This is a genomic window from Nitrospirillum guanabarense, from assembly GCF_034653355.1.
Classification (GTDB): Bacteria; Pseudomonadota; Alphaproteobacteria; order Azospirillales; family Azospirillaceae; genus Nitrospirillum.
Window position 1 is genome coordinate 1336830 of sequence record NZ_JAYEER010000004.1, and the last position, 14054, is coordinate 1350883.

Genomic DNA, 14054 nt, shown 5'->3' on the forward strand with positions numbered 1-14054 from the left:
AAGGAGTGTGCACTGCAATACATTGCTGCAAAAGGATTATTTACGATTAACCGGATTTAAGCTAATCGGTGGATTATCAGCGGTTTACGGCGTTTTGGCCGGCGCGTCCTTATCTTCATGCGGGGCAGGCTTGCCCGGAAGAAGGATCACGAGGTCATCCGGACGGGAGAAATCCAGCACCTTGCGGGACTCCTCCTCCAGCATGTCGGGGTCCAGATTGTCGGGGTGCAGCAGGCGCGCGCGCCGCTCCATGGCCTCGCGTTCCGCGCGAACCTGGTCCAGCTGGGCCTTGGCCTGTGTCACCTGGGTCTGCAACTGGGTCAGCGCCATCAGCCCGCGTTCGCCCTGCACCGTGTGGTAGGCGAAATATGCGACAACGGACGCCCCCACCACCGGTGCGACCACCTGGCGTAGGGCGCGGTTCAATGCGGTACGGAAAGAACGGGCGCCAATCATGGGGGCCATGGTTCCACAAGGGTTCCGCAACCGTCAAATGGAAAGCGGCGTCTAGTCTGTATGCCGTATTTAATTCACGTGAATACCAACCGCCGGTCGACGTTAAATCACGACTTCACAAAGAAAAAGGGGTGGAAGCCACGCCTCCACCCCCACTTTCCGCCTATTCCGGACGATACCGGAACGATGCCCGGTTTCAGCCGCGCTTCAGGGCGCCACGGCCCGGGAACACGGCCGCCAGGTCCAGCGCCTCTTCGATACGAATCAGCTGGTTGTACTTGGCGATCCGGTCGGAACGCGACAGCGAGCCGGTCTTGATCTGGCCGCAGTTGGTGGCGACGGCCAGGTCGGCGATGGTGGCGTCCTCGGTCTCGCCCGAGCGGTGCGACATCACGGCGGTGTAGCCGTTGCTCTGGGCGATGCGCACGGCCTCCAGCGTCTCGGTCAGGCTGCCGATCTGGTTGACCTTCACCAGGATGGAGTTGGCGACCCCCTTCTTGATGCCATCGGTCAGGCGGGCCGGGTTGGTGACGAACAGGTCATCGCCCACCAGCTGCACCTTGGACCCGATGGCGTCGGTCAGGGCCTTCCAGCCGGCCCAGTCGTCCTCGGCCATGCCGTCCTCGATGCTGACGATGGGATAGCGGCCCACCAGGTCGGTCCAGTAGCGGACCATGGCGTCCGGATCGAGGGTCTTGTTCTCGCCGGCCAGCACGTACTTGCCGTCTTTGAAGAACTCGGTGGAGGCGGCGTCCAGGGCCAGCACCACGTCGTCGCCGGGCTTGTAGCCGGCGGCCTCGACGGCCTTCATGATGAAGGACAGGGCTTCGTCGGTGGAGGCGAGGTTGGGGGCGAAGCCACCCTCGTCACCCACGGCGGTGTTGTGGCCGGCGTCCTTCAGCTTCTTCTTCAGGGCGTGGAAGATCTCGGCGCCGATGCGGATGGCGTCGGCGCAGCTCTCCGCGCCCACCGGCATCACCATGAATTCCTGGATGTCGATGGGGTTGTCGGCGTGGGCGCCGCCGTTGATGATGTTCATCATCGGCACCGGCAGGATGCGGGCGTTGGTGCCGCCGACATAGCGGTAGAGCGGCAGGTCCAGCTCGGCCGCCGACGCCTTGGCCACGGCCAGCGACACGCCCAGGATGGCGTTGGCGCCCAGGCGGGCCTTGTTGGGGGTGCCGTCCAGCTCGATCATGGCGGTGTCGATGGCCACTTGGTCGGTGGACTCCAGGCCGCCGATGGTGTCGAAGATCTCGCTGTTGATCAATTCGACCGCCTTCAGCACGCCCTTGCCCAGGTACTTGCTCTTGTCGCCATCGCGCAGCTCAACGGCCTCATGGGCACCGGTCGAGGCGCCGGAGGGCACGGCGGCGCGGCCGAAGGCGCCGGACTCCAGCCGAACGTCAACCTCCACGGTCGGGTTGCCCCGGCTGTCGAGAATCTGGCGGCCCTGAATATCGATGATCGCGGACATGGGTTCTTCCCTTTATGCGTCGTGACGGCGAATGCGTCGTGGCGGGACGGTGCCCGTCATAGCCTTTAGGGCCGGCCCCAGGCAAGACCGGCAGGCGCGGTATCGCCTATGACGATTTGAAGGCTGCGGTTGTGAGGCGGACGCGCATCGGCGGCTGTGAAGCGGCAGGCGCCCATCCAGCCATTAAAGACAAGCACAGCAACAGCGCCATCTTCTCAACCTATACAGACGCCGCAGCCCTTTGCCTGCTGAAAGCGAGCGCCAGTCCGGAGGGACACGACTTCAATGGCCGAACATTGGCAAACGTCGCGACAGAATTTCACATGAGCGGCACTCTCCGTCGGCTCAAGGTTCATCGAAAAGTCCCGCCCACTAGCCCGAAATGAAACACCGGCGGCAGGTGGCCCCGCCGCCGGTGTCCGGTATTCATACGCACGCGCCTGAAGCCGCCGATCAGAAGATCGGGTTGGCCTTGGCGATGCGGTCGATGGCGACCATGGTTTCCAGCAGGGCCGGCAGGTCCTTCAGCTTGACCATGTTGGGGCCGTCGCTGGGGGCGCAATCGGGGTTCTCATGGGTTTCCATGAAGACGGCGGCGACACCCACGGCCAGGGCGGCGCGGGCCAGCACTGGCACGAACTCACGCTGGCCGCCGCTGGTGGTGCCCTGCCCGCCCGGCTGCTGCACGGAATGGGTGGCGTCCATCACCACCGGATAGCCCGTCTGCGCCATGATGGGCAGGCTGCGCATGTCGCTGACCAGGGTGTTGTAGCCGAAGCTGGCGCCACGCTCGCACAGCAGGATGTTCTCGTTGCCGGTGGAGGCGATCTTGGCCGCCACGTTCTTCATGTCCCACGGCGCCAGGAACTGCCCCTTCTTCACGTTGATGACCTTGCCGGTTTCGCCGGCGGCCAGCAGCAGGTCGGTCTGACGGCAGAGGAAGGCCGGGATCTGCAGCACGTCCACCACCTCGGCCACGGGGGCGCACTGTTCCGCCGTGTGCACATCGGTCAAGACCGGGCAGCCGAACTTCTCCCGCACCTCGGCCAGGATGGGCAGGCTCTTTTCCATGCCCAGGCCGCGCGCGGTGCTGACCGACGTGCGGTTGGCCTTGTCGAAGCTGGTCTTGTAGACGAGGCCGATGCCCAGCTTGGCGGTGATCTCCACCAGGGCGTGGCTCATCTCCAGCGCGTGCTCGCGGCTTTCCAGCTGGCAGGGGCCGGCGATCAGCATGAAGGGCTTGTCGTTGGCCACGTCCAGGGCGCCGATGCGGACGGTGCGGATGTCGGTCATCTCGATAATGCTCCCTAAACCAAAAGGGCCGCCGCTGACGATGCGGCGGCCCCTGGGGACTGATACGGGCGTTGCCGCTTAAACCAGCCGGCTCTGCGCGATGGCGGCGCTGATGAAGCTGGTGAACAGCGGGTGCGGCTCGAACGGCTTGGACTTCAGTTCCGGGTGGAACTGCACGCCGATGAACCAGGGATGCGACGGGATCTCGACGATCTCCGGCAGCTCGCCGTCGGGCGACAGGCCGGAGAACTTCAGACCCACCTTCTCCAGCTGGTCCTTGTAGGTGATGTTCACCTCATACCGGTGGCGGTGACGCTCCTCGATATGGTTGGCGCCATAGACCTCCGCGACCTTGGTACCCGGCAGCAGCTGGCAGGGATAGGCGCCCAGCCGCATGGTGCCACCCAGGTCGCCCTCGGCGCCGCGCTTCTCCATCTCGTTGCCGCGCACCCATTCGGTCATCAGGCCGACCACGGGATGCTTGTACTTGTGGCCGAACTCGGAGGAACCGGCGTCCTCCAGGCCCGCCAGGTGGCGGCTGGCCTCGATGACCGCCATCTGCATGCCGAAGCAGATGCCGAAATAGGGCACGTTACGCTCACGCGCGAATTGGGCCGCGCGGATCTTGCCTTCGGACCCGCGCTCGCCGAAGCCGCCGGGAACCAGGATGCCGTGCACCCCTTCCAGCCGCTGCACGGCGCCGCCGCCCTCGAAGATTTCGCTATCGATCCAATCCAGCTTGACCTTGACGTTGTTGGCGATGCCGCCGTGCGTCAGAGCCTCGGCCAGCGACTTGTAGCTGTCCAGCAGGCTGGTGTACTTGCCGACCACGGCGATGGTGACCTCACCCTCCGGCTGGCGGACGCGGGCGGCGATCTCCTTCCAGCGGGAGAGATCCGGCGCCTCATCGGCCGGCAGGCCGAAGTAGCGCAGCACCTGCTCGTCGAAGCCCTGCTCGTGATAGCTGACCGGCACGTGGTAGATGGTGTCCACGTCCAGGGCGGCGATCACGCGCTCCTGCCGGATGTTGCAGAACAGGGCGATCTTGCGGCGCTCATTCTCCGGGATGGGACGGTCGGAACGGCACAGCAGGATGGACGGCTGGATGCCGACCGACAGCAGCTCTTTCACCGAGTGCTGGGTGGGCTTGGTCTTCAGCTCACCCGCCGACGGGATGTAGGGCAGCAGGGTCAGGTGGATGAACAGCGCCCGCTCTGGCCCCAAATCGTTGCCCAGCTGGCGGATGGCCTCCAGGAACGGGGTGCTCTCGATGTCGCCGACGGTGCCGCCGATCTCGCACAGGATGAAGTCCTCATCCTTCACGTCGCCCAGGATGAACTCCTTGATGGCGTCGGTGACGTGGGGGATCACCTGCACGGTGGCGCCCAGGTAGTCGCCGCGGCGCTCCTTGGCGATCACGTTGGAATAGATGCGACCGGTGGTGATGTTGTCCGTCTGCCGGGCCGAGACGCCGGTGAAGCGCTCGTAATGGCCCAGATCCAGGTCGGTCTCGGCACCATCGTCGGTCACGAACACCTCACCGTGCTGGTAGGGGCTCATGGTGCCGGGGTCGACGTTCAGGTAGGGGTCGAGCTTGCGCAGGCGGACCTTGTAGCCACGGGCCTGGAGCAAAGCACCCAGAGCGGCCGACGCCAGTCCCTTACCCAAGGAAGAGACCACGCCGCCGGTGATGAAAATGAAGCGCGTCATGGAAGCCTAGTTTAGCTAAAGGCCGCATGTCGGGCCAACGCGAATGCGCCGGCCCCCCGAATTGAAAGAGGCGGCTTTCGCCGCCTCCGTTAGTGTCGCCCGCCTTTACTGGCCGGTCGGAACTTTGGGCTCGCCAGAGGCGGGAGCCGGGGAGGTGGTCGCCGGCGCCGGCTGCTGCGCCGCCGGAGCGCCCGAGGGAGCCGCCGGCTGGTCACCGGAGGGGACCGCGCCAGGCGTGGCGGCCGGAGCGGGCGTGGCCGGAGCGGGTGCCGCGGCGGCCGGCAGCTTGTCGAACACCGAATCGTGGTGCGTGGCCGCGCGGTTCAGCAGGGCCAGCACCAGGCTGGTCACCAGGAAGGCGCCGAAGAGGATGGAGGTGGTGCGGGTCAGCAGGTTGGCGCTGCCCCGGGCCGTCATGAAGCCGCCCATGGTGCCGCCGCCCATGCCCAGCCCGCCACCTTCAGAGCGCTGGACCAGGACGACACCGACCAGCGCGATGCCGATCAGAATGTGCAAAACCAGGACGACGGTGGACATCGAAGCAGCAATCCTATCCAGCAGGCCAAACAATGGTTATGGCAAAACATGAAATAGCCGGCCGCCCCGTCCGGGGGCGGCCGACCTGCTCGCGCATCTCTTTACCCAGTCCGAACCCGGGGCGCTAGCGGCAAGTTTCCGCGATGGCCCAGAATTCGTCCGCCTTCAAGCTGGCGCCGCCAACCAGGGCTCCGTCCACATCATCGATGTGCAACAGGCTGGCCGCGTTGTCCGGCTTAACGGAACCGCCATATAAGATGCGCACCGCGTCCGGCTGATCAACCAGCGTTGCGAGACGGCGCCTGATCATGGAATGCATGGCTGCCACGTCCTTGGGCGTGGGCGTGCGCCCCGTGCCAATAGCCCAGACGGGCTCATAGGCCACCACAGTGTTAGCCGCCGTGGCGCCTTCGGGCATGGAATTGTCCACCATGCGGGCAATGACGTCCATGGCGCGGCCGGCGTCGCGCTCCGCCTCCGTCTCACCCACGCAGACGATGGCGACCAGGCCGGCGCGGTGGGCGGCGGCGGCCTTGGCCCTCACCTCCACGCTCTGCTCGCCATGGCCCTGCCGTCGCTCGGAATGGCCGACGATGACGTACCGGCAGCCGGCGTCGGCCAGCATGGGGGCCCCGATGTCCCCGGTGTGGGCCCCCGAATCCTTGCCATGGCAATCCTGGCCGCCGACGCTGACCGGCGCGTCGGACACGGCTTGGACCACGGTGTGGATCAGGGTGGCGGGCGGGCACAACAGCATGTCGAAAGCGACGTCACCCGCCCCCAGCATGCGGCCGGCGAGGTCGGAGGCCAATGCCGTCCCCCCTTCCCTCAGGCCATGCATCTTCCAATTACCGACAATGAATTTGCGGCGCATTTCCTTTGTTCTCCCCGAGTTTAACGCACTCAAAAGGGAAGCATCCGCGCGGGGGCCTTTTAGGTTTGGGTGGCCCGCCTTGTCACGGTCGTCCCTGTCGTCATGCTGTAACAGTCATGGGCCGCCATTTCCATGATTCAGGCCGTGACAAGACCGTGAGTCGGCAGGGTCCGGCCCATGCGCGTCGCCCGCCCAACCATCTATTGCCGCCCCCGCCCCCTGCTTCTATGATGCCGCGCCCTGATGGGAGGGTGGGATATCCAGGGCCCAGGCCCCGTTCCCACTGACAAGCAATTCGCAAGACGCAGCAGGCACATGCTTCAGTTCATCCGCAAATTCTCGGGCTCGTGGTTCTCCAAGATCCTGTTCGTGTTCCTGATCATCAGTTTCGGGATCTGGGGCGTGGGCCGGGTGGGCACCACCGTCAGTGACCAAGCTGTGGCCCGGGTCGGCAGCACCGAGATCACTCCCCAGGATGTGGACCGCGCCTTCCGCCAGCAGGTGAGCCGGCTGCGCCAGACCATGGGGCCGGAGCTGACGGCCGAGCAGGCCAAGCAGATGGGCCTGATGCGCGCGGCGCTGCAGGACGAGATCCAGCGCGCCCTGATCAAGCAGGCGACGCACGACTTCGGCCTGCGCGTCTCGGAACAGGCGGCGGCGCAGAAGATCGCCGAGATGCCGGTGTTCAAGGACAAGTCCGGCCAGTTCGATCCCCTGCTGATGCGGGCCCTGCTGCGCCAGAACCAGCTGACCGAGGAAGAGATCGTCGGCGAGGTGCGCGAGGACATGGCCCGCACCGAGGTGACGGAGGCCCTGGCCGCCGGCATCCGCGTGCCCCAGACCCTGGCCCGCCACCTGGTGCGCTATCGCGGCGAGCAGCGCGGGGCGGAGACGCTGTTCGTGGCCGACAAGGCCATGCCGGACCCGGGCACGCCCGACCAGGCGGCGCTGGAGGCCTTCCACAAGGCCCAGGCCGTCCGCTACACCGCCCCGGAATACCGGGCCCTGACCGTGGTCACCCTGTCCACCGACGCCATCGCCAAGACCGAGGAGGTCAGCGATGAGGACCTGAAGAAGGCCTATGACGCCCGGTCCAAGGAATTCGTGAAGCCGGAACGCCGCGACCTGGACCAGGTGCTGGTCGACACCAAGGAACAGGCGGACAAGGTGGCGCAGGCCGCCGCCGGCGGAAAGTCGCTGGCCGACGCCGCCAAGGCCGCCGGCGTGTCCATGCTGCCGCTGGCCAACATCACCAAGGCGGACCTTCCGGCCGAGTTGCAGGACATCGCCTTCTCCCTGCCCCAGGGCAAGGTGTCGGCCCCGGTGAAGAGCGGCTTCGGCTGGCACGTCGTCGCCGTCACCAAGATCGTCCCCGGCAGCACCCAGACCCTGGACCAGGTGAAGGCCCAATTGGTGGAGCAGGTGAAGGCCGAACGCGCCACCGACCAGCTGTACGACCTGTCGAACAAGCTGGACGACGCCATCTCCGGCGGCGCCTCGCTGGAAGAGGCCGCCAAGAAGGTGGACGCGGCGGTGACCAAGATCGCCGCCGTGGACCGCGAGGGCAAGGATCCCGCCGGCAAGCCGGTGGCCGGCCTGGCCGCCCCCATCGCCAAGGTGGTGCAGACCGCCTTCGGCCTGGCCTCGGGCGACAACAGCAGCACCACGGAAGGCGAGCGCAACAAGAGCTACTTCGCCGTGCGCGTGGACAGCGTGCAGGCCCCGGCGCTGAAGCCGCTGGACCAGGTGAAGGACCAGGTGATCGCCGACTGGAAATCGTCCAAACGCGACGAGGCCGCCAAGGCCAAGGCCAAGGACATCGTGGAGAAGCTGAAGGCCGGCGCCACGCCGGAGCAGGTGGCCAAGGAGACGGGGGCCGTCTACACCCGCCAGCCGCCCGTGGGCCGCACCCCGCCCAAGGATAGCCCCCTAACGCCGGAACTGGTGGACGCCCTGTTCACCCTGAAGCCGGGCGAGGTCACCACCGGCGCCGCCGCCGACGGCCAGATGGTGGTGCGCCTGGCGGCATTGGTGCCCATGCCGGAACCGCTGCTGGCCGACCGCGCCACGGTGGCCGCCAAGCAGCTGCGCGACGGCGTGGCCGGCGACCTCTACGTCCAGTTCCTGGACGCCCTGCGCCAGCGCTATCGCATCACCGAGAACCGGACGCTGCTGCAGCGCCTTGAACACCAGGAGTAAGGCGTCGTGACCCCCTTCCCCGATGAGACGGCCTTCGGCACGGCATACGCCGCGGGCCAGGCGCAGGTCGTCTGGACGCGGCTGGTCAGCGACCTGGAGACGCCCGTCGCCGCCATGCTGAAGCTGGCGCAAGGGCGCCCGTTTTCTTTCCTGCTGGAATCGGTCACCGGCGGCTCCGTCCGCGGCCGCTATTCCCTGATCGGGCTGAAGCCCGACCTGATCTGGAAGAGCAAGGGGACCCAGGCCTGGATCAACCGCCGCGCCGCCACCGACCTTGCGTCGTTCGAGCCGCTGTCCGCCGCCCCGCTGGACGCCCTGGCCGACGTGCTGGAGGAGAGCCGCATCGACCTGCCGGCGCACCTCCCGCCCATGTCGGCCGGCCTGTTCGGCTATCTCGGCTACGACATGGTCCGGCTGATGGAAAAGCTGCCGGAGAAGAACCGGGACGCACTGGGGGTGGAGGACGCCGTCCTCATCCGCCCCACCATCATGGCCATCTTCGACAGCATTGAGAACGTGGTCACCCTGGTGACCCCGGTGCGGCCGCAGGCGGGGGTTTCGGCGGAGGCGGCCTACCTCGCCGCCAAGGAGCGCCTGGCCGACGCCATGGCGGATCTGGACCGGCCCTTGCCGGTGGGGCATGACGCGGGCAGTGAGATCGAGGCCCTGCCCGACCCATCCTCCAACATCAGCCGCGCCGACTACCACGCTATGGTGGAGAAGGCGAAGGAGTACATCCGCGCCGGCGACATCTTCCAGGTGGTGCCCAGCCAGCGCTTCTCCGTCCCCTTCGCCCTGCCGCCCTTCGCGCTGTACCGCGCGCTGCGCCGCATCAACCCCTCGCCCTTCCTGTTCTTCCTGGATTTCGGCGACCTGTCGGTCGTGGGCTCCAGCCCGGAGATTCTGGTGCGGTTGCGCGACGACACCGTCACCATCCGCCCCATCGCCGGCACCCGCCGGCGCGGCAAGACCCCGGCGGAAGACAAGGAGTTGGAGGCCGATCTGCTGGCCGATCCCAAGGAGCTGTCAGAGCACCTGATGCTGCTGGATTTGGGCCGCAACGACGTGGGCCGGGTGGCCGAGGTGGGCACGGTCACGGTAACCGAGCGCTTCACCATCGAGCACTATTCCCACGTGATGCACATCGTCTCCAACGTTGAGGGCAAGCTGGACAAGTCCCGCTTCAATGCCATCAACGCCCTGGTGGGCGGCTTCCCCGCCGGCACGGTCTCCGGCGCGCCCAAGGTGCGCGCCATGGAGATCATCGAGGAGTTGGAAGGCACCCGCCGCGGCATCTACGGCGGCTGCATCGGCTATTTCGCCGCCAACGGCACCATGGACACCTGCATCGCGCTCCGGACCGCCGTCATCAAGGACGGCGTCATGCACGTCCAGGCGGGCGGTGGTGTGGTGGCGGACAGCGATCCGGAAGCCGAATACCAGGAGACCGTGAACAAGGCCAAGGCCCTGTTCAAGGCCGCCGAGGAAGCCGTGCGCTACGCCCAGGAAAAGCGCTCGACGCGGAACATCTGAGGCTTAGGTTCAGTGTTTTTGGAAAGGGCGGTCCCAACGGGCCGCCCTTTCTCGTTCAAGTCGCCGCCAACGCCGCCAGCGCGCCCTTCAACGGCCCAGCCAGGACCGGATCGGCGGCGATGGCCGGGGCATCGAGGGTGGTGTTGAGCAAGGGCAAAGCGACACAGGCCGCCTCCACCAGGTCGGCCGACATGGTCACGAGGATTTCACGGAGCGCATCCTGGGCATGGTGCGCGCGCGGGCTGGCGTTGATCAGGGCCACGCGCTTGCCGGGGAACTCCACGCCGCTGACCAGCCAATCCAGCGCATTCTTCAGCACGCCAGGCACACCGTGGGCGTATTCCGGGCAGGCGATCAGCAGGGCATCGGCCGCCTGCACGGAAGCGCGCAGGTCCTGGGCGATGGGCGGCACGCGAGCGGCATCCACGGTGTCGTCCAGGTCGGGATTGTAGTGCGGCAGGTTGGCCATGCCGTCGTAGAGGCGGACCTCCACCCCTGCCGGAGCCAGCAGGGCCGCCGCCTTGAGCACGGCGGTGTTGGACGAGGCCGCCCGCAAGCTGCCGGACAGGGCCAGGATACGCATGGTGCCGCTCAAGCGAACTGTCAGGCAGGGCCGATGAAGTCGAAGCCGGCGTCCTCGACGGCATCCTTCACCTGGTCGCCGTCGGCGGGACCGGTGACGGTCACCACGCCCGCCTCCACATCCACGGCGACCTCGGCCGACGGCGCCACGGCCTGGATGGCCTTGGTCACCGAGCGGGCGCATCCCTGGCAGGTCATGCCGTCGATTCGATAAGAGGCGCTCATCTCATTCTCCAACTGCCGGAAGTCCGTCGCATCTCGTTGGCTTAACTAAGGACTTCACGGTGCGCGGCTTATTTATGACTTCGTTTTTAGGTGCCGCCGGGCGTGGCCGCTATGACGGCCGTCAATGGCACCAGGGTGAACCCCTTGGCCGCCAAGGTGGGCAACCAATGCTCCAGGGCGGTCAGGGTCACGTCATGCGGGTGGCCGATGGCGACGGCGGTGCCGTGGCGGCGCGCCACCTCCTCCACTTTGGCCAGCATGGCCTGCACCGCCTTGGGCGACTGGTCGTCGTCCAGGAAGACGTCGCGGCTGACCAGGGGCAGGCGGTAGCGCGCGGCCAGTTCGGGCCCCTTGGTGTCCGGGGTGGTGCGGCTGTCCAGGAACATCAGGCCCCGGCGGGACAGTTCCGCCAGCACAATGGACAGCTTGCCCTCATTGGCCGTGAAGCGGCTGCCCATGTGGTTGTTGATGCCGACATAGCCGTCGAACGACGCGAGGTCGGCCTCCAGCCGCCGCTGCACCTCTTCGTCACTCAGGTTCACGGTCAAGGCGCCCGGGCCGGGATCGGCCTTGCCCACCGGCTCCATGGGCACATGCACGATCAGTTCATGCCCCGCCGCCTTGGCGGCCCGGGTCTGGTCGGCCAGGTCGTGGGCATAGGGCAGCCAGGCGGTGGTGACCGGACCCGGTAACGCCACGGCGCGGGTGGAGCGCGGCCGGTCCACCCCCAGGTCGTCGATCACCAGCACGATGCGGGCATGCGCCGCCCCCGGCGCCGGAGCCGCCATCTGGGGCGACGGCACGGCGTTGCGCCGCCAAGCAGCCCCGGCCTTACCCGGCTCCGCCTTCGGCGGTTCGGTCTTGGGAGGAGAAGCCGGCGGCACCGGCGCCTCGGCATGCTGTTCCGGCGGCGGCACGGTTGGAACCGGCGGCGCGCTGGGCAAACGGGGGCTGGTCTTACCCGTCCCCGATGGCGGCGGTGCCGTCGCTACCGTGGGCTTGTGTGGGTGGCGGTTGCCCAGCACATAGGCGCCCAGCAGGGCCACGATGGCCGTCAGGCCGACGATACCGGCCAGCTGCGCCCGGGTCAGGCTGATCCTGGCGCCCTTGCGCCGCCGGGCGAGCGGGCGCTTGGGGGTCTTTTGTCCCGGCCGTCCCAAAGGCGGCGGCGGGGTGACGCGGCGAGGCATCAGCGAGACCGTCTGTTATGAAGAACGGATACGGTGGAAACGGTCATGACTGTCCCCTTCGCGCGGATGGCCGGTTGTGGTTGAGGGCCGGCCACCAGTACTGCTACAGCCCCGCTGATGCTGGCAATCTCCTAGGTGGGGTATGCCGCCTAACACACCCACATGTCGGCATATGCCGCTTATCGGACCCGCGCCCAATCCGGTTGCCCTGCGCGCGGCCTCGGGACTAGTGTAGGCCACCTTTGGCCACGTCCAATTCCCCCTAAACGGGTTCCCAGATCATGCTGCTGCTCATCGATAATTACGATAGCTTCACGTACAATCTCGTCCATTACATCGGCGAGCTGGGCGCCGACGTGGCCGTTTGGCGTAACAACGCGCTGAGCGTGGACGACGCGCTGGCCCTGAAGCCGGAGGCCATCGTCCTCTCCCCCGGCCCTTGTGATCCCGACAAGGCCGGCATCTGCCTGCCCCTGATCACCGCCGCCGCGGAACGGCGCATCCCCCTGTTCGGCGTCTGCCTGGGCCACCAGGCCATCGGCCAGGCCTTCGGCGGCCGCGTCATCCGCGCGCCGGTGCCCATGCATGGCAAGGTCAGCCAGGTCACTCACCAGGGCGAAGGCGTCATGAAGACCCTGCCCACGCCCTTCGCCGCCACCCGCTACCACTCCCTGATCGTGGAGCGGGAGACCCTGCCGGCGGAGCTGGAATCGGTCGCCTGGATCGCCGGTGGCCCCGAGGATCAGATGATCATGGCGCTGCGCCACCGCACTTTGCCCATCCATGGCGTGCAGTTCCATCCCGAGAGCATCGCCTCCGACCACGGCCACCAGATCCTGGCGAACTTCCTCGATTTCGCCGGCGTGGCACGCAAGGCCGTCAAGAAGACCGGCCTGGCGGCATGAGCGGTGACATCGGGGACATGAAGGCGCTGCTCGGCCGCGTGGCCGAGGGCAAGCGCCTGTCGGAGGATCAGGCCCTGGCCGCCTTCGACATCATCATGTCCGGCAACGCAACCCCATCGCAGATGGGGGGCTTTCTCATGGCGCTGCGCGTGCGCGGCGAAACGGTGGATGAGATCACGGGCGCGGTGCGGGCCTTGCGCGGTCGCGCCGCCCGCATCGACTGCCCGCCGGGCACCATCGACACCTGCGGCACCGGCGGCGACGCCAGCGGCACCTACAACATCTCCACCACCGTCGCCTTCGTCCTGGCCGCCTGTGGCGTGCCGGTGGCCAAGCACGGCAACCGCGCCCTGTCCTCCAAGTCCGGCGCCGCCGACGTGCTGGGCCAGCTGGGCGTGAACGTGGAGGCGGAGCTGGAGGCCGTGCGCGCCGCCCTGTGGCAGGACGGTATCACCTTCCTGATGGCCACCCGCCACCACGGCGCCATGCGCAACGTGGGTCCGACGCGGGTGGAGCTGGGCACCCGCACCATCTTCAACCTGACCGGCCCCCTATCCAACCCGGCGGGCGCCAAGCGCCAGCTGATGGGCGTGTTCGCCGAGCGCTGGGTGGAACCGCTGGCCCAGGTGCTGAACCGCCTGGGCACGGAGGTCGCCTGGGTGGTCAGCGGCGAGGACGGGCTGGATGAGATCACCACCACCGGCGCCACCCACGTGGCGGAGCTGCGCCACGGCGCCATCCGCCGCTTCCAGGTGACGCCGGACGACGCCGGCCTGCTCCGCGCCCGGCCCCAGGACATCCGGGGCGGCGACGCGGTGGAGAACGCCCGTGCCCTGCGCGCCGTGCTGGCGGGGGAAAAGGGCGCCTATCGTGACATTGTGCTGATCAACGCGGCCGCCGCCTTGATCGTCGCCGACAAGGCCACCACCTTGCCTGATGGCGTGGCTCAGGCGGCCCAGGCCCTGGACGACGGCCGCGCCGCCGCCAAGCTGGCGGCCCTGGCCCATCATTGCCCCCTGCCGCCCCCCGTGGCGGAAGAGCCCCTTGCCGCCCCCGGCGGCGGAAGAGATTGA

At 67.4% G+C, this 14054-nt stretch carries 13 protein-coding genes; 4 read left to right on the forward strand and 9 right to left on the reverse strand.

Features of this window, described 5'->3' with window-relative positions:
• Window positions 1–84 precede the first annotated feature (84 nt).
• The 6 genes from UAA55_RS24155 to tpiA all read right to left on the reverse strand — a co-directional run bounded on the left by UAA55_RS24155 (window position 85) and on the right by tpiA (window position 6347).
• Window positions 85–456, reverse strand: coding sequence for an FtsB family cell division protein (locus UAA55_RS24155; RefSeq protein WP_145751234.1), 372 nt, complete (start codon window positions 454–456; stop codon window positions 85–87).
• A 196-nt stretch (window positions 457–652) separates the two neighbouring features.
• On the reverse strand, window positions 653–1933 hold the full coding sequence (gene eno, locus UAA55_RS24160) for a phosphopyruvate hydratase (protein WP_322955961.1): 1281 nt from the start codon (window positions 1931–1933) through the stop codon (window positions 653–655).
• 453 nt (window positions 1934–2386) lie between these two features.
• On the reverse strand, window positions 2387–3226 hold the full coding sequence (kdsA, locus tag UAA55_RS24165) for a 3-deoxy-8-phosphooctulonate synthase (protein WP_322955962.1): 840 nt from the start codon (window positions 3224–3226) through the stop codon (window positions 2387–2389).
• Window positions 3227–3304: 78 nt separating this feature from the next.
• Window positions 3305–4936: a CTP synthase gene (locus UAA55_RS24170; RefSeq protein WP_145609308.1), complete on the reverse strand. Its 1632-nt coding sequence runs from the start codon at window positions 4934–4936 to the stop codon at window positions 3305–3307.
• Between the two features lie 105 nt (window positions 4937–5041).
• Window positions 5042–5473 (reverse strand): preprotein translocase subunit SecG, encoded by a 432-nt coding sequence (gene secG, locus UAA55_RS24175; RefSeq protein WP_322955963.1) that lies wholly within the window; start codon window positions 5471–5473, stop codon window positions 5042–5044.
• A 124-nt stretch (window positions 5474–5597) separates the two neighbouring features.
• Complete coding sequence (tpiA, locus tag UAA55_RS24180; protein ID WP_322955965.1) at window positions 5598–6347, reverse strand: triose-phosphate isomerase; 750 nt, start codon at window positions 6345–6347, stop codon at window positions 5598–5600.
• 315 nt (window positions 6348–6662) lie between these two features.
• On the opposite strand from tpiA, the gene UAA55_RS24185 reads away from it, so the two are divergent.
• On the forward strand, window positions 6663–8546 hold the full coding sequence (locus UAA55_RS24185; protein WP_322955966.1) for a peptidylprolyl isomerase: 1884 nt from the start codon (window positions 6663–6665) through the stop codon (window positions 8544–8546).
• Between the two features lie 6 nt (window positions 8547–8552).
• Complete coding sequence (gene trpE / locus UAA55_RS24190) at window positions 8553–10079, forward strand: anthranilate synthase component I (RefSeq protein ID WP_322955968.1); 1527 nt, start codon at window positions 8553–8555, stop codon at window positions 10077–10079.
• A 55-nt stretch (window positions 10080–10134) separates the two neighbouring features.
• On the opposite strand, the gene UAA55_RS24195 is transcribed toward trpE, so the two are convergent.
• The 3 genes from UAA55_RS24195 to UAA55_RS24205 all read right to left on the reverse strand — a co-directional run bounded on the left by UAA55_RS24195 (window position 10135) and on the right by UAA55_RS24205 (window position 12076).
• On the reverse strand, window positions 10135–10662 hold the full coding sequence (locus UAA55_RS24195; protein ID WP_322955970.1) for an NADPH-dependent FMN reductase: 528 nt from the start codon (window positions 10660–10662) through the stop codon (window positions 10135–10137).
• A 20-nt stretch (window positions 10663–10682) separates the two neighbouring features.
• Window positions 10683–10886, reverse strand: coding sequence for a heavy-metal-associated domain-containing protein (locus tag UAA55_RS24200; RefSeq protein ID WP_322955972.1), 204 nt, complete (start codon window positions 10884–10886; stop codon window positions 10683–10685).
• Between the two features lie 86 nt (window positions 10887–10972).
• Window positions 10973–12076, reverse strand: coding sequence for a divergent polysaccharide deacetylase family protein (locus UAA55_RS24205; protein WP_322955974.1), 1104 nt, complete (start codon window positions 12074–12076; stop codon window positions 10973–10975).
• A 281-nt stretch (window positions 12077–12357) separates the two neighbouring features.
• Between UAA55_RS24205 and UAA55_RS24210 the strand changes: the two genes are divergently transcribed.
• Window positions 12358–12981, forward strand: a complete 624-nt coding sequence (locus tag UAA55_RS24210; RefSeq protein ID WP_322955976.1) for an anthranilate synthase component II — start codon at window positions 12358–12360, stop codon at window positions 12979–12981.
• On the forward strand, window positions 12978–14054 hold the full coding sequence (trpD, locus tag UAA55_RS24215) for an anthranilate phosphoribosyltransferase (protein ID WP_322955978.1): 1077 nt from the start codon (window positions 12978–12980) through the stop codon (window positions 14052–14054). Before UAA55_RS24210 ends, trpD begins: the two co-directional genes overlap by 4 nt.

Excerpts from the sequence above, each read along its gene's own strand:
- trpD (WP_322955978.1), top strand. The coding sequence starts at position 12,978 with ATGAGCGGTGACATCGGGGACATGAAGGCGCTGCTCGGCCGCGTGGCC.
- UAA55_RS24155 (WP_145751234.1), bottom strand. The coding sequence starts at position 456 with ATGATTGGCGCCCGTTCTTTCCGTACCGCATTGAACCGCGCCCTACGC.
- UAA55_RS24195 (WP_322955970.1), bottom strand. The coding sequence starts at position 10,662 with ATGCGTATCCTGGCCCTGTCCGGCAGCTTGCGGGCGGCCTCGTCCAAC.
- kdsA (WP_322955962.1), bottom strand. The coding sequence starts at position 3,226 with ATGACCGACATCCGCACCGTCCGCATCGGCGCCCTGGACGTGGCCAAC.
- secG (WP_322955963.1), bottom strand. The coding sequence starts at position 5,473 with ATGTCCACCGTCGTCCTGGTTTTGCACATTCTGATCGGCATCGCGCTG.
- UAA55_RS24200 (WP_322955972.1), bottom strand. The coding sequence starts at position 10,886 with ATGAGCGCCTCTTATCGAATCGACGGCATGACCTGCCAGGGATGCGCC.
- UAA55_RS24205 (WP_322955974.1), bottom strand. The coding sequence starts at position 12,076 with ATGCCTCGCCGCGTCACCCCGCCGCCGCCTTTGGGACGGCCGGGACAA.
- eno (WP_322955961.1), bottom strand. The coding sequence starts at position 1,933 with ATGTCCGCGATCATCGATATTCAGGGCCGCCAGATTCTCGACAGCCGG.
- UAA55_RS24185 (WP_322955966.1), top strand. The coding sequence starts at position 6,663 with ATGCTTCAGTTCATCCGCAAATTCTCGGGCTCGTGGTTCTCCAAGATC.
- tpiA (WP_322955965.1), bottom strand. The coding sequence starts at position 6,347 with ATGCGCCGCAAATTCATTGTCGGTAATTGGAAGATGCATGGCCTGAGG.
- UAA55_RS24210 (WP_322955976.1), top strand. The coding sequence starts at position 12,358 with ATGCTGCTGCTCATCGATAATTACGATAGCTTCACGTACAATCTCGTC.
- UAA55_RS24170 (WP_145609308.1), bottom strand. The coding sequence starts at position 4,936 with ATGACGCGCTTCATTTTCATCACCGGCGGCGTGGTCTCTTCCTTGGGT.